22 protein-coding genes are annotated in these 24,259 nt (G+C 31.8%); 15 read left to right on the top strand and 7 right to left on the bottom strand.

All coding sequences use genetic code 11. The features are described 5' to 3' along the window. Positions 1 to 77: 77 nt before the first annotated feature. From FNW38_RS07025 to ychF, 4 genes are all read right to left on the bottom strand, one after another. Positions 78 to 599, bottom strand: coding sequence for an NADPH-dependent FMN reductase (locus FNW38_RS07025; RefSeq protein ID WP_143386437.1), 522 nt, complete (start codon positions 597 to 599; stop codon positions 78 to 80). 104 nt (positions 600 to 703) lie between these two features. Next, a complete protein-coding gene (locus FNW38_RS07020; protein ID WP_143386436.1) occupies positions 704 to 2,218 on the bottom strand; it encodes a response regulator in 1,515 nt (504 codons plus the stop codon). After that, complete coding sequence (locus tag FNW38_RS07015) at positions 2,218 to 3,363, bottom strand: FIST signal transduction protein (RefSeq protein WP_143386435.1); 1,146 nt, start codon at positions 3,361 to 3,363, stop codon at positions 2,218 to 2,220. Before FNW38_RS07015 ends, FNW38_RS07020 begins: the two co-directional genes overlap by 1 nt. 119 nt (positions 3,364 to 3,482) lie before the next feature. Further along, the gene (ychF, locus tag FNW38_RS07010; RefSeq protein ID WP_143386434.1) at positions 3,483 to 4,577 is read right to left on the bottom strand and encodes a redox-regulated ATPase YchF; all 1,095 of its coding nucleotides are present in this window, start codon (positions 4,575 to 4,577) and stop codon (positions 3,483 to 3,485) included. A gap of 392 nt (positions 4,578 to 4,969) precedes the next feature. Between ychF and FNW38_RS07005 the strand changes: the two genes are divergently transcribed. The 3 genes from FNW38_RS07005 (at position 4,970) to FNW38_RS06995 (ending at position 9,128) form a co-directional block, all read left to right on the top strand. Beyond that, on the top strand, positions 4,970 to 7,627 hold the full coding sequence (locus FNW38_RS07005) for a TonB-dependent receptor (protein ID WP_143386433.1): 2,658 nt from the start codon (positions 4,970 to 4,972) through the stop codon (positions 7,625 to 7,627). 97 nt (positions 7,628 to 7,724) lie between these two features. Further along, entirely contained in the window at positions 7,725 to 8,480 is a 756-nt protein-coding gene (locus tag FNW38_RS07000) for a class I SAM-dependent DNA methyltransferase (RefSeq protein WP_143386432.1), read from the top strand. Between the two features lie 111 nt (positions 8,481 to 8,591). After that, a complete protein-coding gene (locus FNW38_RS06995; protein WP_143386431.1) occupies positions 8,592 to 9,128 on the top strand; it encodes a hypothetical protein in 537 nt (178 codons plus the stop codon). Between the two features lie 77 nt (positions 9,129 to 9,205). On the opposite strand, the gene FNW38_RS06990 is transcribed toward FNW38_RS06995, so the two are convergent. Next, the gene (locus FNW38_RS06990; RefSeq protein WP_143386430.1) at positions 9,206 to 9,556 is read right to left on the bottom strand and encodes a 4Fe-4S dicluster domain-containing protein; all 351 of its coding nucleotides are present in this window, start codon (positions 9,554 to 9,556) and stop codon (positions 9,206 to 9,208) included. A 136-nt stretch (positions 9,557 to 9,692) separates the two neighbouring features. Here FNW38_RS06990 and FNW38_RS06985 point away from each other — a divergent pair, with 136 nt between their 5' ends. The 5 genes from FNW38_RS06985 (at position 9,693) to FNW38_RS06965 (ending at position 14,063) form a co-directional block, all read left to right on the top strand. Beyond that, on the top strand, positions 9,693 to 10,751 hold the full coding sequence (locus tag FNW38_RS06985) for an acyl-CoA reductase (protein WP_143386429.1): 1,059 nt from the start codon (positions 9,693 to 9,695) through the stop codon (positions 10,749 to 10,751). A 93-nt stretch (positions 10,752 to 10,844) separates the two neighbouring features. Beyond that, positions 10,845 to 11,918, top strand: a complete 1,074-nt coding sequence (gene serC, locus FNW38_RS06980) for a 3-phosphoserine/phosphohydroxythreonine transaminase (RefSeq protein WP_143386428.1) — start codon at positions 10,845 to 10,847, stop codon at positions 11,916 to 11,918. Between the two features lie 221 nt (positions 11,919 to 12,139). Then, the gene (locus FNW38_RS06975) at positions 12,140 to 13,090 is read left to right on the top strand and encodes a D-2-hydroxyacid dehydrogenase (RefSeq protein WP_143386427.1); all 951 of its coding nucleotides are present in this window, start codon (positions 12,140 to 12,142) and stop codon (positions 13,088 to 13,090) included. A gap of 203 nt (positions 13,091 to 13,293) precedes the next feature. Further along, a complete protein-coding gene (locus FNW38_RS06970) occupies positions 13,294 to 13,728 on the top strand; it encodes a DUF6146 family protein (protein ID WP_143386426.1) in 435 nt (144 codons plus the stop codon). Between the two features lie 32 nt (positions 13,729 to 13,760). Further along, a complete protein-coding gene (locus tag FNW38_RS06965) occupies positions 13,761 to 14,063 on the top strand; it encodes a DUF6787 family protein (protein WP_143386425.1) in 303 nt (100 codons plus the stop codon). A 196-nt stretch (positions 14,064 to 14,259) separates the two neighbouring features. Here FNW38_RS06965 and FNW38_RS06960 read toward each other — a convergent pair whose 3' ends face one another. Both FNW38_RS06960 and msrA read right to left on the bottom strand, forming a co-directional pair. After that, positions 14,260 to 14,559 carry a hypothetical protein gene (locus FNW38_RS06960; RefSeq protein ID WP_143386424.1) on the bottom strand — a complete coding sequence of 100 codons (300 nt, stop codon included), beginning with the start codon at positions 14,557 to 14,559 and terminating at the stop codon, positions 14,260 to 14,262. A gap of 46 nt (positions 14,560 to 14,605) precedes the next feature. Further along, positions 14,606 to 15,154, bottom strand: coding sequence for a peptide-methionine (S)-S-oxide reductase MsrA (gene msrA, locus FNW38_RS06955; RefSeq protein WP_143386423.1), 549 nt, complete (start codon positions 15,152 to 15,154; stop codon positions 14,606 to 14,608). Between the two features lie 220 nt (positions 15,155 to 15,374). Here msrA and FNW38_RS06950 point away from each other — a divergent pair, with 220 nt between their 5' ends. From FNW38_RS06950 to FNW38_RS06920, 7 genes are all read left to right on the top strand, one after another. Then, entirely contained in the window at positions 15,375 to 16,040 is a 666-nt protein-coding gene (locus tag FNW38_RS06950; protein ID WP_143386422.1) for an ABC transporter ATP-binding protein, read from the top strand. Between the two features lie 411 nt (positions 16,041 to 16,451). Continuing rightward, entirely contained in the window at positions 16,452 to 17,216 is a 765-nt protein-coding gene (locus tag FNW38_RS06945; protein WP_143386421.1) for a TIGR02757 family protein, read from the top strand. Between the two features lie 449 nt (positions 17,217 to 17,665). After that, positions 17,666 to 18,034, top strand: coding sequence for a response regulator transcription factor (locus tag FNW38_RS06940; protein WP_143386420.1), 369 nt, complete (start codon positions 17,666 to 17,668; stop codon positions 18,032 to 18,034). Between the two features lie 32 nt (positions 18,035 to 18,066). Beyond that, positions 18,067 to 19,143: a HEAT repeat domain-containing protein gene (locus tag FNW38_RS06935; RefSeq protein WP_144064714.1), complete on the top strand. Its 1,077-nt coding sequence runs from the start codon at positions 18,067 to 18,069 to the stop codon at positions 19,141 to 19,143. A gap of 12 nt (positions 19,144 to 19,155) precedes the next feature. Further along, positions 19,156 to 20,586: a glycosyltransferase family 2 protein gene (locus FNW38_RS06930; RefSeq protein WP_144064713.1), complete on the top strand. Its 1,431-nt coding sequence runs from the start codon at positions 19,156 to 19,158 to the stop codon at positions 20,584 to 20,586. Between the two features lie 17 nt (positions 20,587 to 20,603). Continuing rightward, entirely contained in the window at positions 20,604 to 22,994 is a 2,391-nt protein-coding gene (locus FNW38_RS06925; protein WP_144064712.1) for an LTA synthase family protein, read from the top strand. Further along, complete coding sequence (locus FNW38_RS06920; protein ID WP_144064711.1) at positions 22,991 to 24,256, top strand: YaiO family outer membrane beta-barrel protein; 1,266 nt, start codon at positions 22,991 to 22,993, stop codon at positions 24,254 to 24,256. Before FNW38_RS06925 ends, FNW38_RS06920 begins: the two co-directional genes overlap by 4 nt. Positions 24,257 to 24,259 lie beyond the last annotated feature (3 nt).

The following is a 24,259-nucleotide window of genomic DNA, read 5'->3' as shown; positions in this document are numbered from 1 at the left end:
ATTGACAACGGAAAAAGACTACAGATTTGAGAATTCAGATTACAGATTTTAGAAAAAGAAATAAAAGGTTGAAAAACTCAAAAATTCTTGATAATCTCTTTCAACTGATTGTCCAATTCTGGATTGGAAATTTTACCGTTTACAACATCAAAATTAGCGTCAAAACTGGGAAGTGAGAAAGTTGCTTTTATATTACCACCATAAAAAGGAAAAGCGTTTTTTGCTATTCCCAAAACGCTTGCTCCCCCTTTGGCTCCGGGTGATGTTGCCATAAGTAACATTGGCTTTTCCTGAAAAACCTTAGCAGTTATTCTGGTACACCAGTCAAACACATTCTTGAAAGCCGCAGAATAATTGCCATTGTTTTCTGCAAGCGAAACGACTAAAATATCAGCTGTGGCAATTTTAGCCAAAAATGCTTTTGCCAATTCATGCTGACCAATTTCTTTTTCTATATCAACACTAAAAATTGGCATTTGAAAATCGTTTAAATCTAAAACCTCAATATCTGCATTTTCAAAAAGATGAGCGGCATAAGTTGCTAATTTTTTATTGATGGAATTTTTACTGGGACTTCCGCCGAAAGCAATGATTTTCATGGTGATTTATTTTTATTAAAAGTAATAAAAATTAAAAGATCTATTACACAGAAAAAGGTAATTTAAAATTACAAATGATACTGTTCCACCAATATTTAAAGAAATTACCGACAATACTTTCTCAATTTCATGTTTAATTCTTTTGGGTTAAATGGCTTTATAATACATTCATTTATACCAATCTTTATCGCTTTTTCAAGATAACTATAAGAAGAGGAGGCTGTCAATGCAATAATTGGAATCAATGTATTTGTACTTCTTATGATTGCTGTTGCTTCATAACCATCCATTACCGGCATTGACAAATCCATTAAAATAATATCATACGCGTTTGATTTATATTTTTCAATGGCAATAAGTCCGTTCTCTGCAGTATCAACATTCACATTCCATTGCTTCAATATTTTTTCGGCAATTTTGATATTTATCAAATTATCTTCAACCAAAAGAACTTTTAATCCGTCTAGATTTTCTTCTTTGTAATCATGATATACAATGTTGTTTTTTAATTCTAAATTTGTTGAAAAAATCGGTAATTCCAAAACAAAACTAAAGTTAGAACCAATTCCTATTTCACTTTGCAATTCGATATCTGAATTCAATAAATGGAGTAGTTTTTTTGTTATTGCTAACCCCAAGCCCGTTCCTCCAAATTGCCTAGTGATTTTTGCTTCTGCCTGTTCAAACTTTTGAAAAATCAATTTAAACTTTTCGATGTCAATTCCAATTCCGTTATCGATAATTTGAACTTTAAAAATAGAAATGCCATCCCTTTGTTGAATTTGATCTATTTTAATTTGAATCAATCCATTTTTAGTAAATTTTATAGCATTTGAAACTAAATTTGTAATGATTTGACCAATCCTTAAAGGATCGCTGATTACGTTCGTAATAAATTTATCATCAATAATTACCTCAATCCTATTTAAGTTTTCTGATGCTTTTGTCTCTAAAGATTTTTCGATATGTAAAACTAATTCCTTAAAATCAAATGGGATTTTTTCAAGGTCAATTTTCCCTGCTTCTATTTTATTAAAATCTAGAATATCATTTATGAGCATGTATAAATTTTGTGCTGAATACTTTAAAACTTCCAGATTTTCCTGAAAACTATTTAACGTATTTTCTTTTTCCATAATATAAATCAAACCAATAATTGCATTTAAAGGAGTTCGAATTTCATGACTCATGATAGAGAGAAAATCCGACTTAGCTTCATTGGCTTTTTCAGCATTCGATTTTGCTAAATACAATTGATCTTGAAATTCTTTCTTAGATTCTATTTCATTACGTAAGATTTGCAGTAAATCAATTGAGCCGTCCTCATTCTCAAATTTTATTTCATTGTCGTTTAATTGCTTTATGGCTTGAATTAACTTGTTCTGTATGTTTTCTTTTTTTTCTAGTTCTGATTTTAATTTTTGATTTATTTCATAATATTCTAAATCATTCAAACGTGAAGATTGTTCAAATAATTCAGCATCTTTTTCAAAATTCAAATAAGAGAGATTTACAACTTCAATAAAATTTTGGATGGCTTCATTATTCGCAATGAAGCCATCCGAAAAATACTTTTTTATTTGCCTGTTAAGCTGCCTGTGTATATTTTCTTTCTCCATTACAATTCTTCATAAATAGTTGCAATTGTCATCGTTTGGTTATGTAACTCACAGGCTACTTTTTTAAGTGTTGGAGAAATTTCACCATAAGAGTAAAAACCACAAACTAGTGTATCTTCGCCAAAAACCTCTTTTACAACTTCAAGTTCTTCTTCAATTCTATTGCCAAGAACAATTTTTCGTCCCACACAACTTACCAACAATACTAATTCCGGTTTAGCAGATTGTTTCGAAAATATTTGCAAAGCGGCGCTGTAAGAAGCATCTATTATTTTGTCTAAATTTCCTTTCATCAATCTAACGAAAGAGCCTTGAGGAATATTTCCGGCAAAAGTCATTGATTTTTTTTCTTCATCTATAGACAAAATAGTTCTTACAATTGGTTCGGCATTTTTATTTTCTTTCATAGAAAGCGGGAAATATAATGACGAGCCGGGTAATTCTTCGGCATATTTCCCAAGATATTCTTTGTATAAATCTAATGCAAACCTATCCCCTATTTTGTACAATACATTCTTTTCTGAAAGCATAACTTCTCTTTCCGGACCAAAATCACTCCAACCACCTTTAGAGCTAAAACCAAAATGAATAGCATTTCCATAAAAGCCAACAGCTACAATTTTACCTTGAGAGGCATCGCTGTTTAAACCCACAATAGTTTTTTCAAATTTATATTCATCCCCAGCCAGTCCTCCAAAAATAGGGATTGCTCCTTTAGTTTGTTTTACTAATTCGTTTATAAGTTCCGTTCCATTAATAAAACTACCTTCCGAAAGAATAAGTATCGATTTTAGATCTTTATCAAAAAAGTCTCTTTCAATTATATTCCCTAACTCATGAATATCAGAATTTTTAAAAATATCAATTTCAGAAACTTTTATAGCTGTTTTTTCAAAATTTATTGCGGTAGCTACAATATTATTTTCAACTAAATTGGTATTAGAAATTTGCCCTGAAGTAGAACAAATAACAATATGTGCTTCTGGGTATAAATCTTTTATTTTTTTATAGGGCAGTATATCATCTAAAAAAACTCTTTCACCAAAAGCCAGTACCAGATTTGCTTTTCTTGAGTTAAAACCATTGGAAGAAAAAAGAATCTTATCTTTCTTTTTATCATTAATAATGATTTGTTGAAGTTTCATGGCTAAAAAATTTTCGATTGGGGCACATAAAGTAACAAAAATGATTTAACAAAAACAAAAAAAACCTACAAATCACTTTGTAGGTTCCTTTTTATATTCTGATAATTAACTAAATACAACTATACATTAAAACGAAAATGCATTACATCACCATCTTTCACGATGTATTCTTTTCCTTCCACTTTGAATTTTCCTGCTTCTTTACATTTTGCTTCTGACCCATAATGAACGAAATCTTCATAAGCAATAACTTCGGCACGGATGAATCCTTTTTCGAAATCAGTGTGGATAACTCCCGCAGCTTGTGGCGCAGTTGTACCAATATTTATAGTCCAAGCACGAACTTCTTTAACTCCTGCTGTAAAATAGGTTTGTTGTTTCAATAATTTGTAAGCAGCACGAATCAATACAGATGCACCTGGCTCTTGCAAACCCATGTCTTCTAAGAAAACCTGACGTTCTTCATAGCTCTCCAATTCCGTAATATCAGCTTCAGCACCTACAGAAAGCACAATAACTTCAGCATCCTCATCTTTAACCAATTCGCGAACTTGGTCTACATATTTATTTCCGCTAACTGCTGAATTTTCATCTACATTACAAACATACAATACTGGTTTTGCCGTAATCAATTGGAAACCTTCCATCAAAACTTCCTCATCATTGTTTTGTGGAGTTATAGTTCTGGCCGATTTGGCTTGAAGTAAAGTCTCTCTAATTCTGTTTAACAACCCTTCTTCAACAATTGCTTCTTTATTTCCGGTTTTTGCGGCACGTTTCACTTTTTCTAAACGTTTTTCAACATTTTCAAGATCTTTCAACTGCAACTCAATATCAATAGTTTCTTTGTCACGAATTGGATTTACATTTCCGTCAACGTGAACAATGTTATCGTTATCAAAACAACGCAAAACGTGAATTATCGCATTACACTCTCTAATATTTCCAAGAAATTGATTTCCTAAACCTTCTCCTTTACTGGCTCCTTTTACCAATCCTGCAATATCAACGATATCAACAGTCGCCATTTGCACGCGCTCTGGTTTTACTAATTCTTCCAGTTTTTCCATTCTGGAATCCGGAACATTTACAACACCTATATTTGGTTCGATGGTACAAAAAGGAAAGTTAGCACTTTGCGCTTTTGCATTTGATAAACAATTGAATAATGTTGATTTTCCAACATTTGGTAATCCTACAATTCCTGCTTTCATATGTAGATAATATTTGTTTTTTAATGGAATATGGCATCGCCATTCTTCATATTTTTTTATTACGGAATCATGACGATTTCATGATATTTTTGTTTACAGATAACGGTCTCCCGTTAAAAGTTTAGTATTTACTTTAAAAGTTTGCAAATATAAGATTTAATAAATGTTAGACAGCATAATCATTACATTAATACTCTAGCTCTATTTTTTTGTAACAATTTATCGATGTAATAATTTTTTTTATAACAATTTATTGATGCAATAATTTTCGCATGTTTTTTTAATGATATGATAATTATTTTGTGATTTTTTAATGATATACTAATGTTATATTAAAAAAATATTATATTGCATCCGATTTCAAACCAAACAAAAACCAAAATCAACTATTTATGAAAAAGTTTACATTATTATTTTTTTTGCTAAACGTCACGTTTCTTTTTGCGCAAAAAGAAATCTCTGGTGTTGTAAAAGATAACACTGGCGCTGGGTTACCAGGAGTTAACATTATCGAAAAAGGGACAAACAACGGTGTCTCAACTGATATCGATGGGGCTTATAAAATAAAAGTTAAAGACGGAGCCACTTTAGTTTTTAGCTATGTAGGATTCAATAAAGTAGAAAAAGCAGCTACTAGTTCTACAATAGATGTAGTATTAGCGGAAGAAGGCGGACAAGCCTTGGATGAGATTGTAGTTACGGGAACCAGAACTGCGCCAAGAAGTAATACCACAACTGCCTTACCTATTGATGTATTGTCTGCAAAAGATTTAGCTTCTACTGGTCAGGCTAGTTTTGATAAAGCATTACAGTACAAAATTCCTTCATTTAATACGGTTCAAACACCGGTAAACGATGCGACTTCTTTACTAGATCCTTATGAAATCAGAAATATGGGACCAAGTAGAACCTTAATTCTTATCAACGGGAAACGTAAAAACTTAAGTTCTTTACTTTATGTACAAACCTCTCCGGGACGCGGTGAAACAGGTGCTGATATTTCTGCCATTCCTACTGACGCCATCGAAAGAGTAGAGATTCTTCGTGATGGTGCATCTGCTCAATATGGTTCTGATGCGATTGCCGGGGTAATGAACATCATCTTGAAGAAAAACACAGGTAATGGATCTGTGACTGTAAGAAGCGGGATTACTTCTGAAGGTGATGGCGAAATGCTAGGGGTAAGTTTGAACAATGGTTCTACCGTGGGAGAAAAAGGATTTGTAAACTATACTGTAGATTTCTCTAAAGTCAACTTATCTAACAGACCTGGAACAGTAGATGCCGCTGGAGATGCTGGAGATTTTGGAGCTTCTCTTTCTGATGTCCAAGCTTTTCTTGCAAAAAAACCAGACGCTGGAAACATCAATGGTTCGCCGGAAACCGCTGCTGCAAAATTCTTGGTAAACGGTGGATTTGATTTATCCGATGAAACACAATTGTATTATAATGCTGCTTATGTTTACAAAAAAGTAAACTCATTTGCTAATTATAGAACGCCGTATTGGAGAACATTAGCGAGTTATCCTTACTTAAACGATTTCTTTGGTAACGGTGATTCTGCAAATCCTTCCTATAATGGTTATGTACCAACATTTGTAGGTGATTTAGGTGATTATAACGCAACCTTGGGTTACAAATCAAAAAAGAATGGATGGAATACTGATGCCAGTATAACTGCAGGCGGTAACAAACAAACCTATACCGTAGAAAACTCACACAATAGATCTGACTTAGTTGATCCTATTAGTGGAGAACATATTTATCAAGAAAATAGCCCGATAACTTTCAAACCTGGAGGAACTTCTTTCAATCATATCGTAGGAAATATCGATATTTCTAAAGCCGTATCTGACAAAGTAAGTATTGGTATTGGTTCTGAGTTTAGAACAGAAAATTTCGAGGTGGTTGAAGGGGATAAAGCGTCATGGGAAGGAACTGGTGCTGATTCATTTGCCGGAAACAGACCTGAAAATTCAGGCAAATGGAACCGCTACAATCTTGGTGCCTATTTTGACTTAGCTTATGATATTACAGAAAATTTCTTAATAAACGGAACCGTTCGTTATGAAAACTACAGTGATTTTGGTGATGCAACCGTTGGAAAATTGAGTTTAAGATATAAATTCCTTGATGACAAAATTACTTTAAGAGGATCTGCTTCAACTGGATTTAGAGCACCAACTTTACATCAAATTTATACCCAAAAATCACAATATTCATTTGTACCGGGTCAAGGAATCCAAGTTAGTGGTATTATAAACAATGTTTCTCCACAAGCACGCCAATTGGGAATTCCTCAATTAGACGCTGAAAAATCAACTAACATTACTGTGGGAATAGGTGCAAAACCTATAAAAAACTTTAATTTTACTTTAGATTATTATAACATTAAAGTAGAAGACCGAATTATTTTAAGTGATGAAGTAGCTACACAATTCGGAACAGTAAGTTGGTTTGCTAATGCATTTGATTCCAGAACATCAGGTTTAGATGTCGTTATGAATTATACTAATATAATGTTAGGTGATGGAAAATTAGGATTCAATTTATCAGGAAACGTAACATTCCAAAATGAAAGAATCTCTGACGTTACGAATGCCAGTTTTGGACCAGATCAAGAATCTTTAATGTTTACCTCTAGACCGGAAACAAAATGGATTTTGGGAGGCAATTACGAAATAGGCAAATTTGGTTTCTCCCTTAACAACACTTACTTTGGAAAAGCTACATTTCATCAAAAGGGAATGAGTCCTGATTTAAGAACTGAGTTTACACCAAAAGTGGTTACCGATTTAGGAATTAATTTTTCTGCAACAGACAAGTTAACATTAGCGTTAAACGTGAATAATTTATTAAACGTTTTACCAGAATGGGAATTTAAAGCAGAAAATGCGGCAGGAACTGCACTTTTGAACAACCCTGCACAAGTAAAATCACAATTTAACTTAATTACATTCAACGGTCGTTATTCTCAAATGACGTATGATGGATATCACTTTAGCCAATTAGGAACTATGTTTAATTTATCTTTAAACTATAAATTCTAATTCGGTTATCAAATAATTTCAAAAGGGCTATCGAAAGATAGTCCTTTTTTTATTTCGTTTATTTTCCTTAAATTTAGTACTTATATAAACAAATATCATGACAAATCTTTATGACGGAAAAATGGCAGCAATTTTTGATGCTATGTACCAAACCTTCATTGATTATGATGAGGAATATCAGTTTTATAATAGTCTAATACAAGAATACCATTGTAAAACTATTCTGGAAATTGGGAGTGGCACAGGCAATCTTGCCAAACGATTTCAGGAAAATCATCAAGATTATATCGGTCTGGATTACAGTCAGAGCATGATTGCGATAGCAAAAGAAAGGAATAAAAACTGCACTTTCATTCATGGCGATATGAGGGAATTTGAACTGGAAAAACCGGTAGATTCGATCATCATCACGGGACGTTCCACCAGTTATTTAATATCAAATGATGATGTAAACAGCACTTTTGATTCTATTTATAAAAATCTTAATAAGGATGGAATGCTCATTTTTGATTTTATAGATGCCAATCGTTTTATTCCCTTTATCAAAGAAAACGAAGTAATAATACACGAAGCCGAATATGAAGGAATAAAATATTACAGAAACAGCAACTGGAAGACAACTTTATCAGATAATTTTATGCTGGAATGGACAGCGCAATATTATACCTTGAAAGACGGTGAAAAAGAAATAATTGCAGACGATTTTTCAACAGTTCGCGTATTTACCTTAAATGAAATCCAATTGTTTTTATATTTAAATGGTTTTGAAATCATTAAAACAATTGATAGAAAAACGTATGCTTACGATACGTATGTTATAGTCGCGAAAAAAAACAAAGCCATTTCGAAATAAATCACACATAGTTTTTTATGTAAATAATGTAATTTTTTACAATAATTATGCAACAAATTTACAATCAGACAACTGTAACTTTGTTATATACAAATTATTAAATTAAATATCATGAAAACTATAATTTTAGGAATGTCTGTTTTTTTATTATCATTAACTATTCAAGCGCAAAATGAAAACGTAAAATCAGAAGTCAAAACTACCGTTACAACGGTTAAAGATTCAGAAGGAGAAAAAAAATCAATCAAAACTCAGGAAGTTAAGGAAGTTCAAACTATTGAATTAAAAGATGCTGATTCTAATGTCCTGAATAAAGAAATGAAACAAACTCCTATTCAAGTTACTGCAACTACTCAAGTTACCACAAACGGAATTACTAAAGTAATTGATATCGACAGATCTGCCTATTACAATTTAAACGGCAAAAAATATCAGGTTTCAACTGACAATAGTGGTTATACCATGTATTTTCCTGACGGTAAAAAAGCAGCCATTTTAAGAAAAACATCAAATAATAATTATATTTATAATGCAAAAAATAAAACTTCATACGGTTATTTTGATGCAAATGGAAATCTAATTTTAGAATCTTATGACTACAAAACAGATAAAGTAACTGTTACAACTTACATTATTGTTAAAGAATAAGAAGTAATTGTCTAGATCGAAAAAAAAAAAATCCTGAGTAATGCTCAGGATTTTTTTTCGTCAGTTTTTATAAGAATCTATTCATTATGCAGAAATGCTTGTCTGTTTAACAAAGTTTCTTCGCTTTCTACATGATTCTCATCCGGAATACAACAGTCAACAGGACATACTGCCGCACATTGTGGCTCATCATGAAAACCTTTACATTCTGTACATTTTCCCGGAACAATATAGTAAATTTCGTCAGAAATTGGAGTTTGAGCTTCATCTGAATCTACTTCGGTACCATCAGGTAAAATCACTTTCCCTTTAAGTTTTGTTCCATCTTTATATCTCCAATCATCGGCTCCTTCGTATATTGCAGTATTTGGGCACTCTGGTTCACAAGCGCCACAATTGATACATTCATCTGTTATTATAATTGCCATCTTTATCTTTTTATGAGTTAAAAGTTATGAGTTATGAGATAAAACCATTTAACAATTTTTCTCTTTTGACTTATAACTTATTATAGCTTATTTTTGTGCAAAATTACAATCAAAACTATTCATATACAAGTTACTTATGTTACAAAACGAAAAAAAACGAAGTTTTATCGAATTAGGAAAGTTTTTAAGTCAATTTTCCGAAGATAATTCGTCTAAGAAATCAACTGTTTTGCATAACGATCTATTTTTTGATGATTTTATCGAATTAATAAAATTATCTCAATCCCATAATGGATGGTATACGCCTGAACAAGTTTATTTTTCTATTCAATCTTGGGCAGAAGCACTAACCGAAGAAAATTTAAATCAATGGCTTTCTGCTTACGATTTTCAAATAAACGAACCTAAAAACATAGCCTTAATTCTTGCCGGAAATATTCCACTGGTGGGTTTTCATGATTTCTTGTCGGTTTTAATCACAGGACATAATGTAGTAGTAAAAACATCCTCAAATGACCAACATTTATTACCGTTTTTAGCTAAATATATCATAGCCGTTGACCCTGGATTGGCTAATAAAATAACTTTCGTTGAGGGGAAACTAGAAAATTTCAATGCAGTTATAGCAACAGGAAGTAACAATACAGCCCGTTATTTTGAATATTATTTCAAAGACAAACCTTCCATAATCAGAAAAAGCAGGAATTCGGTTGCAGTTTTGAACGGAAAAGAAACTAAAGAACAACTAACCGCTTTGGGTGAAGATATATTCCGATATTTTGGTTTAGGATGTCGCAATGTTTCTAAACTTTTTGTCCCAAAAGGGTATACTTTCGATGCCTTTTTTGAAGCCATATTTGAGTACCAGGATGTTATTCATTACGAAAAATACGCAAACAATTATGATTACAACAAAGCCGTTTTCCTGATGAGTAATTTTAAATTATTGGACAATGGATTTTTGACATTAAAAGAAGATAAAAGTCATGCCTCACCTATTTCTAGTGTGTTTTATGAATTTTACGATGACATCAATGATTTACAAATACGATTACAATCTGAAAACGAGCAAATTCAGTGTATTGTAAGTAATAATCTGATAGAAAACAGTATTGATTTTGGACAAACGCAAAAACCTAAATTGTGGAATTATGCAGATAATACCGATACTATTTCATTTTTGTTAACAATATAGTCAAAAATTGTTTAATTTTTTCGAATTATTTAACGCTTTTTAAACTCCTATTACCGAAATTTGCACTTTAATTTTTTGGACTTAAACTACACCATGAAAAAACACAACTACAGCGCAGGACCTTGTATTTTACCACAAGAAGTTTTTGAAAAATCAGCACAAGCTATTTTAAATTTCAACAATTCTGGGTTATCCATTTTAGAAATTTCGCACAGAAGCAAAGACTTCGTTGCCGTTATGGATGAAGCAAGAGCTCTTGTTATTGAACTTTTAGACCTTGAAGGAAAAGGGTATCAAGCATTATTTCTTGCTGGCGGAGCTAGTTTAGAATTTATTATGGCTCCTTACAACTTAATGAAAGAAGGTGGAAAATCTGCTTATCTTGATTCAGGAACTTGGGCAACTGCTGCAATAAAAGAAGCAAAACTTTTTGGAGAAACTGTTGTTGTAGCTTCTTCGAAAGAACAAAATTACAATCATATTCCAAAAGGATACACTGTACCTTCAGATGCTGATTATTTCCACTGCACCAGTAACAACACTATTTTTGGTACACAAATGAAGGAATTTCCATCACTTGATATGCCAATTGTATGTGATATGAGTTCTGATATATTTTCAAGAGAATTGGATTTTTCTAAATTTGATTTGATTTATGCCGGAGCACAAAAAAATATGGGCCCAGCAGGAACTACTTTGGTTGTTGTGAAAGAGGAAATTTTAGGTAAAAATGGCAGAATAATCCCAAGCATGTTGGATTATACTAAACATATCAAAGCAGAAAGCATGTATAATACTCCACCTGTTTTCCCAGTTTACGCGTCTTTATTGACTTTACAATGGTTGAAAAACCTTGGAGGTGTTGCTGCAATCGAAAAAATAAATAATGCTAAAGCAGCATTGCTTTATGGAGAAATTGACAGAAACCCATTATTCAAAGGAGCTGCTGCTGTTGAAGATCGTTCAAATATGAATGCTACTTTCTTATTAAATGATCCAGCTCATGCTGAAACTTTTGACGCTATGTGGAAAGCAGCTGGAATATCTGGATTACCCGGACATCGTTCTGTAGGTGGTTACAGAGCTTCTATGTACAATGCGCTTCCATTAGAAAGTGTTCAAGTATTGGTTGATGTAATGAAAGAATTAGAAAAAAGCACACAGTAATCAGTCGCAGTTTTCAGTTTAAAAACATATAAATTAGATTTACTGGGAATCCTAGCCCCGATAGCAGTGAAAATCCTTTCTAGTCCTGAATTTGTTTCAGGATCCTGAAACAAATTCAGGACTAGAAAGATTGTAACGGATAGCGGGAAATAGCTCCAGAAAAATAAAATAATAAATAATATGAGGATGAGATTGCTTCGTTCCTCGCAATGACATAAAAAATGAAAGTATTAGCCAATGATGGAATTTCTAAAAGTGGAATTCTAGCTTTAGAAAAAGGTGGATTTGAAGTTATAACTACAAAAGTAGCGCAAGAACAAGTAGCCAATTTTGTGAATGAAAACAATGTAAGCGTAGTATTAGTGCGTAGTGCGACTAAAGTACGTAAGGATATTATTGACGCTTGCCCAGGATTAAAAATTATTGGTCGTGGCGGTGTAGGAATGGATAATATTGATGTAGATTATGCCAAAAGCAAAGGGATTCACGTAATAAACACTCCTGCTTCTTCATCAGAATCAGTGGCAGAATTGGTTTTCGCTCATTTATTTTCCGGTGTTCGTTTTTTACATGATTCTAATAGAAATATGCCTCTTGAAGGAGATACAAACTTTGAAGGTTTGAAAAAAGCATATGCAAATGGAATCGAATTAAGAGGAAAAACGCTTGGAGTAGTAGGAATTGGACGTATTGGTCAAGCTACTGCTAAAATGGCATTAGGTTTAGGCATGAAAGTAATTGCTGCAGATATGTTTATTGATAAAGTTGATGTGAAAGTGGAGTTTTTTGACGGTCAATCGATCACAACAAATATCGTTTCTCAATCACTTGAATCTTTATTCAAAGAAGCTGATTTCATTACATTACACGTTCCTGCTCAAGATGGTTACATCATTGGAGAGAAAGAATTGGCTATTATGAAAGATGGTGTAGGTATTGTAAACTGTGCTCGCGGTGGTGTTATAGATGAAGTTGCTTTAGTAAAAGCATTAGACAGCGGAAAAGTATTGTTCGCCGGATTGGATGTTTTTGAAAACGAACCAACTCCTGAAATGACTATTTTGATGAACCATAAAATCTCAATGACTCCTCATATTGGAGCCGCTACAGCTGAGGCGCAAGATAGAATTGGTACTGAATTAGCACAACAAATTATTGGTTTATTAGGCTAGTATTTTTGCATTAAATAGTGAAAAGGGATTTATTAACGTTGTTTAATAAATCCCTTTTTTTATTCCGTTTCGTTTTTAATCTAAATCATATTCCATTTACAAACAGCCCATTCCTTATTAGAACTCATTGAAAATTAATTTTTTAGAACAAATATCATAAATAAATTTTTATTTTTTGTAACTTTATAATTCATTTTTTAATCATGAAAAATAGTTTTTACATATTACTCTTAATTATTTGTTTTATTATTGGTTGTACTACTTCTAAACCTATAATCTCAGGTAAAGACGAATCAACTATTACTCAAAACGACACTGTCAGAATTGCCAATGATGAGCTTAAATATGAAGTCATAATAATCGACCCAGGCTTTAGTACTTGGCTTCATTCAAGAGCTTTTCCTAGGGGATACCATTCTCAGTTCTATTTGGAAAACAAAAATCAATTTTACGTTAGTGAATGGAACAGTCGTGTTTTACAGCCTCAAAGGTATAATCCCAATCTTTATGAAATGACCATTAATTATGATTCTAACATTGACTATGGCTATGAAGTAAATTATTTAATTTACAATTACATGATTTATTTTCAAAATTCCTATAAACAAAAACTCTTTGGACATGTTCCCTCAAGATAATGTCACTATATTTGTAATCATTATAAATAAAGATGAGCGATTTAAAAAAACGTTGGGGAATTGAAACCAATTTACAACTCACAATTATATTTATTGTTTTTGCAATTACAGGTTCGGCTTCGGCTTGGTTATCAAAACCTTTTTGTTTTTGGTTGGGAATTACAAAATCAGATTTAGGCTATTGGTTCACTCCTGTCCGATTATTATTGATTTTCCCATTATACCAAGTACTTTTAGTCTTAATAGGATTTATTTTCGGACAATTTAAATTCTTTTGGGCATTCGAAAAGAAGATGCTAAAACGAATGGGATTAGGATTTCTTTTTAAAGAATAAAAAAACGCCTCAATTATAAGCTTCCGTCTGGACACAAATATTCAGATGAAATTTTAGCCACGAATTTCACTAATTTTTACGAATTAATTAGAGTAAATTAGTGAAATTCGTGGCTATCTTTTTTATAATATCATAAAATCTCTGTAAATATTTTTAATCTGTGTCCTATTTTAAACTTGTGTCCAGACGGTAGCAATTATGAGTCGTTTTTGTTTTTTATCCAATAATTATAAATCCATGTCAATGTAAATGTGGGAATAACATCTGAAAATGGTAAGATTTCTTCCAGAAAAGTAAATACTCCTCCTACCCTCCCTACAGTTCCTTTATACATTGTTGTCATTAAATAACCTGCAATTGGCGCCCAGACAACATCCGAAAATTCTCCGACGAATGGGACCGTAAACGATAACATTCCTATCGCATCAAACAATATCCCCAGAAAAAGATTTCTGTTTTTAGTATCTGTTTTGCCAACTTGCACTTTTTCTATCATTATTTTTAGAATTGTTTTTTACAAAAACATACAAATCTAATGCCAATTAATTTTTAAGCTTGTCTTTATAAACTTTTTTCAATTTTTCGACTTTTGGCGTAATTACATAACTGCAATATCCCTGTAATTTGTTTTGATTGTAATAATTTTGGTGGTAATCTTCGGCTTCATAAAATATAGAAGCGGGTGAAATTTTGGTAACGATTGGTTTACCAAACGTGTTTTCTCTCGTCATCAAATCAATATACGCTTCGGCTAAATCTTTCTGATTTTCATTATTGTAAAATATTTCGCTTCGGTATTGTGTCCCAATATCATTCCCTTGACGGTTTAAAGTAGTAGGATCATGCGTTGCAAAAAATATTTCCAGCAGTTCTCCATAACTTATTTCACTGGGATCAAAAGTAATTTGTATGGCTTCTGCATGACCCGTATCTCCATTACAAATGTCCTTATATGTTGGATTAATTGTCTCTCCACCTATATATCCCGAAACCACGCGTTGCACTCCTTTTAATTCTAAAAAAACTGCTTCGGTACACCAAAAACAACCTCCGGCGAACGTGGCAACTTCCATTCCTTCTTGTATTTCCATATTTATAGTTCTTTAGTTTGTGACAAAACAACTCTTTCTACTCTTGAATAACATGAAAAGATACTATTCTAATGAATAAAAAACTAAAATCAAATTTAATCTATTAAATGGAAGCGATTATTCCATATTAACTAAAGTTTATAATTTGTGAAGGTAAAATATATTGTGAACCAATTAATAATCATTAAAATCTTTGTTTCTTTGTGAAAATAGTTTCAAAATGATACACGCCAAAAATCTACATAAATATTACGACCAACTACATGTACTAAAAGGAGTTGATTTACATATTCAAAAAGGGGAAATTGTCTCTATCGTTGGAGCTTCGGGAGCCGGAAAAACAACGCTTTTGCAAATCCTTGGAACTTTAGACAAACCTACAGTCGAAAACGAAATTGAATTGCGTATCAATAATGAAGATATTCTGACCATGAATGATAAAACCTTGTCTAAATTCAGAAACTTGAATTTAGGTTTTATATTTCAATTTCATCAATTATTACCTGAATTCACGGCGTTGGAAAATGTTTGCATTCCCGCTTTCATTGCCAATAAATCTAAAGTGGAAACAGAAATAGAAGCCGAAAAACTCTTGACCTATCTTGGTCTTTCCCATCGTTTGAACCACAAACCCAATGAACTTTCCGGCGGGGAACAGCAACGTGTGGCTGTGGCAAGAGCTTTAATCAACAAACCCGCAATCATTTTTGCCGATGAGCCTTCGGGAAATCTTGATACTGCATCTGCTGAAAACCTGCACCAATTATTTTTTAAATTGCGTGATGAATTGGGACAAACTTTCGTGATTGTAACCCACAATGAAGAACTAGCAAATATGGCCGATAGAAAATTAGTGATGATTGATGGACAAATTAGTGGTCAGTAATCAGTGTTCAGTTTGCAGTAATTTAGTGGTCAAAAAAGTAGAACGATGATATTTCTTAGAACCCTTATGATACTATTTTTTTTGTTAATTAATTATCTTGTCCGGGATATAAATAATCAAACAAAAAATACTTCAAGTGCTCTTGGAGGAGGTATTTACATCCTTTGTTATTTTGCTTTATCAATAATTACAATGATAATAATTGCTTATTTAACCAACTTTAAAAATTTCAAAAAAATTGATTATTTTTTATTCGTTTTATGTAGTCCTATAAGTTCAATAATTACTATTTTACTATCAAAAATAATATAAATAGGCTGATTAAACAGCTGTGAGAGTTTGTTGCTCAGTATTAAGATAAAAACAAAATCCGCACAAATCTGTTCAATCCGCGTCATCCGTGTCCCAATTATGAATTTCTCCGAATTAAAATCCTTCCTCGACGAAAAAGTTATACAGTACAATACACTCGACTTCATAGAAAGTGATCCTGTCCAAATTCCACATTTGTTTTCACAAAAGGAGGATATTGAAATTGCTGGTTTCCTAAGTGCTACAATTGCTTGGGGAAATCGCAAAATGATTATCAAAAACTCTCATAAAATGATGGGTTTGATGGGAAATGCTCCTTACGATTTTGTTATGTCGCATTCCGAAAATGATTTGGAACGATTAGAATCATTTGTTCATCGAACTTTTAATGGACAGGATTTTGCGAGTTTTATAAGAAGCTTAAAAAACATCTATCAAAACCATAGCGGTTTAGAAAATGTTTTCAGCAAACATCAAGAATTGGAATCGATGCAAAAAAGCATCCACGAATTCAAAAAGACATTCTTTGAAATTCCACATCAGTATAGAACCCAAAAACACATTTCGGATCCTTTGAATAATTCGGCAGCGAAACGAATCAACATGTTTTTACGATGGATGGTGCGCCAAGACAATAAAGGTGTCGATTTAGGAATCTGGAAAAGTATTTCCCCTGCTTCTTTATCCTGTCCTTTGGATGTGCATTCCGGTAATGTAGCACGGAAATTAGGATTACTTACAAGAAAACAAAACGATGGAAAAGCATTAGCTGAATTAGATATAAAACTTCGTGAATTTGATGCAAATGATCCAGTAAAATATGACTTCGCATTATTTGGATTGGGCGTTTTCGAAGGATTTTAATTTTTACTCCAAAGTTTACCTAATCAAAAATCGATTATCCCCTTTTTTTAGAAACAATAAAGAAATTGATTGAAACAATATTTTAATTTTTATAATAAATCCATTTTATATAATTAAGGTATATAGAGCAACTTTTTTTAACATATTATCGTAATACTTATCTTACTTTTAATTGTTTTTATGCATTTTATCTGTTTTTTTTGCACTTTGTCGAGTATTTTAAAAAAAAATTGCATTACATTTGGTTAATAAAATTACTAATAAATTAGAGTTAAAAAAACACAAAATTTAGAATTAAAAAGGGTAACAACCAGATAAAAAATTCAAATTTTAAATAAGTCGAATCTAATTTAGAAGAAAGTAAAAAATGGAAATCATTGAAGCTATTAACAAATGATTTTATGCTATTTTAAATCTGAATTATTAACCTAATTCAAACCAATAAACAAATGAATAACACTAAAAAAATTGTTCTAGCCGAAGATAATTCGGTCCTCTCATTGCTACTGAAATTTAGATTAGAAAAAGAAGGGTATAAACTTCTTATAGCTGTGGACGGAAAGCAAGCAATCGAATTAATAGAAGAGCACAATCCGGAATTAATTTTAACCGATATCATGATGCCTTTTGTCAGCGGATTAGAAGTAATCAGTCATGTAAGAAACAAATTGAATACACAAACTCCAATTGTCGTTTTTTCGTCAGCAGGACAGGAAGAAATCGTACTTAAAGCATTTGACTTGGGAGCTACTGATTTTATGAGTAAGCCTTTTAGTCCACATGAATTAGTAATCAGGGTAAAACGATTGCTGATTTAATATTTCAAACGAATAACTTAAAGCATCTAGTTATGAACGAGAACCTTTACCTTTTAGAATCTTTAAAACACTCTTCACCAATAATCCAATTGGCATGGGGCTTAAGCAGTATTTTTTTCATAATTATTCTAATGCTGATAATGTATCTGAAATATTTAAGAAATCATTTAAGGGAGAATGAAAAGATTAAGGCTAAATATCAAGAGGATTATGAATCTTATCTTGTAACCTATTTGTATTCCGGAAATGAAGATGATACCTTTAGTTCAGAACAACAATTAATTATCAATGAATTAAAAAAATGCGTAGCTGATCCTTTTAAAAGAAAAATTATTATTTCAACATTATTAAAATTAAGAAATGAGATATCTGGTGAAATAGCTGAATCTATAGACAAACTCTTTATTAAATTGGGGCTTTTACGTTACTCATTAGCCAAACTGAGAAATGAAAAATGGGATATTATCGCTATCGGAATTAGAGAACTTACACAATTTAAAATAAAGGGAGTTCATAAAATAATAATGAATAACATCAACCATCCGAAGAGAGAAGTTCGTAAAGAAATGCAATTATACCTGGTCCATTTATATGCTTTCAAGGGACTTGATTTTTTGAATGTTTTAGAAACCTCCTTATCTGAATGGGATCAGATTCAATTGTTGGAAGTCCTTCAACTTAACAATGACACAGAAATTGCAGACATCAGACCATGGTTGAAATCTTCAAATGATTCTGTAGTCATTTTTACTTTAAAACTTGCTAAAGTTTACAATCAATTTGAAGCAAAAGAAGAGCTTATTGAACTGTTAAATCATAAGAGTGAAGACGTAAGGGTTAATGTAATTTCTGCATTAAGCCATTTGAATATCGTTGAAGCCAAAAACATTTTGAAAAATAATTTTAATGAACGCAGTCATGAAGAACAAATCGCTTTTCTAAAAATGATGGAAAATGTGTATGAGAATAGTGATAAACCTTTTTTACTGGAACATATACATCACAAAAAATTTGAAATTAAATTATTTGTAATGGGGATCTTGAAGAATATTAATTTTGAAGAATATGCTTTATACGAGGTCGAATTAAAAAAAATGTTAACAGCCTAAAACCAATTGACTATGAATACAACTACTTTACAAATTATAATGTCAATCGTTCATTATTTCTTTTTTATTTTTTCTGCAGTTGCAATTACATCTTATATTATATTAGCAGTAATTTCAGCTATCGAAACAATTGAATATGTAAAGAAAAATAGCTTTGTTAATTATAAAGAAATATTATCTTCAACTTTCTCTCCTTCAATTTCAATTATAGCGCCTGCCTATAATGAAAGTTTAAACATTGTTGAAAACGTACGTTCCTTATTATCGAGTCATTATGTAAATTATGATGTTATCATTGTAAATGATGGAAGTAAAGATGATAGTTTAAGCAAACTTATTGAAGCCTACGACCTAATTCAAATAAGCCATCATATCAATGAACATATTAAAACAAAACCACTAAGAAAAGGCATTTATAAATCTACAAATCCTGCATTTGATAAATTAACTGTAATTGACAAAGAAAACGGAGGAAAAGCTGATGCTTTAAATATGGGACTGAATATAAGTAAAAACAAATATGTTGCTTGTATAGATGTGGATTGTTTGTTATTGGAAGATGCACTTCAAAAAATGATTAAACCATTTCTGGAAACAACCGATGCCAAAGTAATTGCAGCTGGTGGAGTAATAAGAATCGCCAATTCATGCATTGTTAAGGACGGTAAATTACTCGATATAAACTTTCCTAAAACATGGCTGGAACAAGGTCAAATTTTAGAATATTTGAGAGCCTTTTTATTAGGAAGAATGGCATGGAGCAGACTAAACGGTTTGTTAGTGATTTCAGGTGCGTTTGGTTTATTTGATAAAAAAATAGCCATTAAAGTGGGCGGTTACGATACAAATACCGTAGGGGAAGATATGGAAATTATTGTGCGGATGAGAAGATATATGGAAGATGAGAAACAAAAATATAAAGTAGCTTATATTCCTGACCCACTATGCTGGACAGAAGCTCCAGACAATTATAAAACATTTATTTCCCAAAGAAACAGATGGACTCGTGGAACTATCGAAACACTTAAAAAACACCGCAAAATAGGGTTTAATCCAAAATATAAATCCTTGGGACTTCTCAGCTATCCGTATTGGTTCTTTTTCGAAAGAATGGCTCCAGTTATAGAAGTTGCCGGTATAATTTATTTTGGAATTCTTACAGTTCTTAATGAAGTAAGATGGGATTATACATTTGCATTTGTTATTTTAGCCTATTTATTTTCGGTTCTATTTTCTATAGTTGCAATTGTTTCAGAGGAACTTACTTATCATCAATATAAAAAGAAGTCTATAGGCTTTAAATTAATAATGATAGCTTTCCTAGAACCTTTTGTTAATCATCCATATATCCTATATTCAGCCATTAAAGGAAATATAGACTACTATTTTTACAAAAAAATAGAATGGGGAACTATGACACGAAAAGGAATGACCAAAGCCTAATACTATAAAACATCCAAATGAAAGAAAAATTCTCTTACTATAACAGTTTAGAATATATTTATGCTACCATTTCATTGATAATTATTTTTTGTCTATTAAGCTTAATCGAATTATTCAAAAATTTTGATATACAGTTATTTACCTATAAATTATTAAATGATTTTTTTACGGGATTACTAATCGGATTATTGTTTTTTCCGCTGTATTTATTATTAAAATACATTAAAAATCCTTTAGGAATAATTGTTATTAAAGTACTATTCTCAATTATCGCAATCATCCAACTTGCATTGATAGGATACAGCCTTACCACTCATATCAATCTTGGAGCAGATCTTTTAGGTTATTCTTTGAGTGACATGTACACGACTGTAACTGCATCTTTATCTATATCATTTTTGATGTTTTTACCGTTTATAGTACTACCAATTGTTTATCTGGGATTGATTTGGCTATTCAATTCATTTGGACATAAAATCAATACCAAAATTTCACTTTTAATTATATTCCTTTTTGGGAGTTTAACTTTTGTAATTGCCAATACAAAGAAAATTGCTTCTCAAAACAAATTAAATTTCTTGTTGAGTGACATTATAAGAGCTGAAAATGATAAAGCTTTGGCTTCTGAAGGTAATCTGACTTTCAAGAAAGAATTTCCTCTGGAAAAAGCATCCGAAAGCACGAAAGATGTATTGGCTCCATTTTTCAATATTCAAAAAGAAAAACCAAATGTCGTTTTTATTATTATGGAAGGACTTGGGAGCGATTTCACTTATAATGGTGAATACAAAGGGTTTACTCCTTACTTAGACTCATTGGCAACAAAATCGCTTTATTGGGAAAATTTCGTGAGTAATGCCGGACGAACATTTGGCGCACTACCTTCTTTAATGGGTTCGTTGCCGTTTGGAGAAAATGGATTTATGGAATTGAATCCAATTCCTAAACATAATTCATTAATCAGCATTCTAAAATCAAACGGTTATACTACCGCTTATTATTCTGGAGATGAATCAACATTTGATAGAAAAAGTAATTTCCTAGAATATAACGGTATCGATAAAATCATTGATATCGACAAATTCGGTCCCGGGTATGTTAAGACAAAGGAAAATTCAGGCGGATTTTCCTGGGGTTATCCTGATGCTGAAATATACCGAAAAACATTATCTGAATTAAAAGATAAAAAGGAACCTCGATTGGATATCATAATGACACTTACCAATCACGAACCTTTTGATTTCCCTTCTAAAAAAGGGTACTTACAAAGGGTCGAACGAATTTTAAATACCAAATCTTATTTTGAAAAAAACAAGATGAGTGAATATAAAGATATATTTGCCTGTCTTCTTTATACCGATAATTCGATCCAAAGTTTCATGAAAGCTTATTCTAAAAGACCCGATTATGAGAATACTATTTTTATAATCACGGGAGATCACAGGTTAATTCCAGTTCCCCAAAAAGACAATTTATCCCGTTTTCATGTTCCTTTTTATATTTACAGCCCTATGTTGAAGAAAACTGCTAAATTTAAATCCATTTCTTCACATAGTGATGTAACGCCAAGTTTAGTTTCCTTTTTAACGAATAATTATACATTCAATAAATTAGAAAAAACGACTTGGATAGGTCAAGGTTTGGATACCGTTAGAGAATTTAGAAATATCCACAACATTCCATTGATGAGATACAAAGGCAGCATTAATGACTATATTTATAAGGACTATTTTTATTCAGATGGCAGCCTTTTTAAAATTGATGAAAATTTCAATCTTAGTGAAGCAGACAACGACATGATGGAAACGATAACAGGTTCTTTTAATGATTATAAAAAATTAAATGCTTACTTAACCACCAAAAATAAAATTACCAGTACCGCTGCCAGCTTTAAAAAACCAACTTATGTCTTTACACCTGAGCAACTTTCACTAATAAAAAAATTAACAAAAGGATTAAATTCTGGTCAAATTTTCTTTCTCGCAAGAGATTTAGCATTAAAAAAAGAGCATGAAAAAGTGAGATTATTATGTAATTATATCTTGAATGAACTTCCTAATAATGGTGACGTAAGAACTTTGAAAGGCAGAACATTAGCTTGGGATAGTGATTATAAAAATGCGGAAATAGAATTACTGGAAGTCATAAACAGGACTCCCTTTTATGCTGATTCTTATTTAGCAATAATGGATGTCTATTTGTGGTCAAAACAGAATAAAAAAGCAATTGAAATTGGTAAAAAAGGATTAGCAAATCAAATCAACGATGCCGAATTAGGTTATAAATTGGCACAAGCCTATGAAAGGATGAAAAATAAAAATCAGGCTAATAAAACTATCGACAGCCTTATAAAAATATATCCTGAGAATAATAATTACCAAATTTTAAAAAAATCCCTAAAAAAATGATTTCAAAAATAGTCATAAAACTCATTTGTATCTGGACATTTTTACTTGCCTTTGAAATGTCAGGTCAAGAAAAGAAATACAATGGAGATCCGGATGCTTCCTTTGAGATAGCCCGTAATTTAGCTTTTAATAAACAACGCAAACAGGCGCAGGACACTTTGCTTTCTATTCTAACTAAATATCCAGATTATCACGAAATCCGTTCTTTTTTGGCAACAACCTATTCTTGGGATGAAGAATATAAAAAAGCACGAAAAGAGTTTGCTTATGTCTTAGAAAGAGATGTTAAAAATAAGAGTAACTGGATAGCAGCAATAAAAAATGAGTCCTCGGCAAATATGCCATTTGCGGCTTTAGAAATGACAAATGAAGCTTTGAAAAAATTTCCTGACGATGCGGAAATATTGTATTTAAAAGCAAGTGCTCAAGAAAACACAAACAATCCAATAGAAGCATTAAATACAGTTCAATTTATATTGGATAAAAATCCGGATGATAAAAAAGCCAAAGATTATAAAGTCAGTTTAAATAAAATACTAAGCCAAAATTCTATTGGAATTAATTCAACTGTTGATTTGTATTCGGACGTATTTGATCCAATGCAATATCATACTTTTAAATATGGCCGACAAACAAAATACGGAAGTATAATAGCGAAAGTAAATTTCAATAGAAGATTCAAGGAAAATGGGTTACAGTATGAAGTCGATTTATACCCAAAAATTTCAAAAGGATTTTATGCCTATGTTAATGTTGGTTTGTCAAATTCTTTTCTGTTTCCAGATGTTAGATTTGGTGCAGAACTATACAAATCTTTACCTAAAAGCTTTGAAGTTTCCTTAGGGTTCCGAACTTTAATGTACAGTACCACCACAACTATATATACCGGCTCTGTAGGTTGGTATTATGGAAATAGCTATTGGTCATTTCGCCCTTATATAACGCCTGGTGGTACCGGAACCAGCAGCTCTGGAACTATTGCATATCGCAAATACCGTAGCGATGCCGATAATTATTTAGGACTTTCATTAGGAATTGGATTTTCACCGGAAACAAATCAGTTTAATTTTAATCAAAATGAAGCCTCAATCATAAATTTAAAGTCGCAAAAAATTAATTTGGGATATTATTTTTCTTCGTCAAATAAACAAAATGCTTGGGGAACTCAATTTGCAGTTACTCACCAAGAAATAATATTTGACCCAGGCAAATACTTTTGGATTTATTCACTTAATTTATCGTGGGAAATAAGATTCAAATAAAGG

It is taken from the genome of Flavobacterium gawalongense (assembly GCF_007097265.1).
Taxonomy (GTDB): Bacteria; Bacteroidota; Bacteroidia; order Flavobacteriales; family Flavobacteriaceae; genus Flavobacterium; species Flavobacterium gawalongense.
Note: the sequence above shows the minus strand (reverse complement) of the source record. Positions and strands in the feature narration are given on the sequence as shown.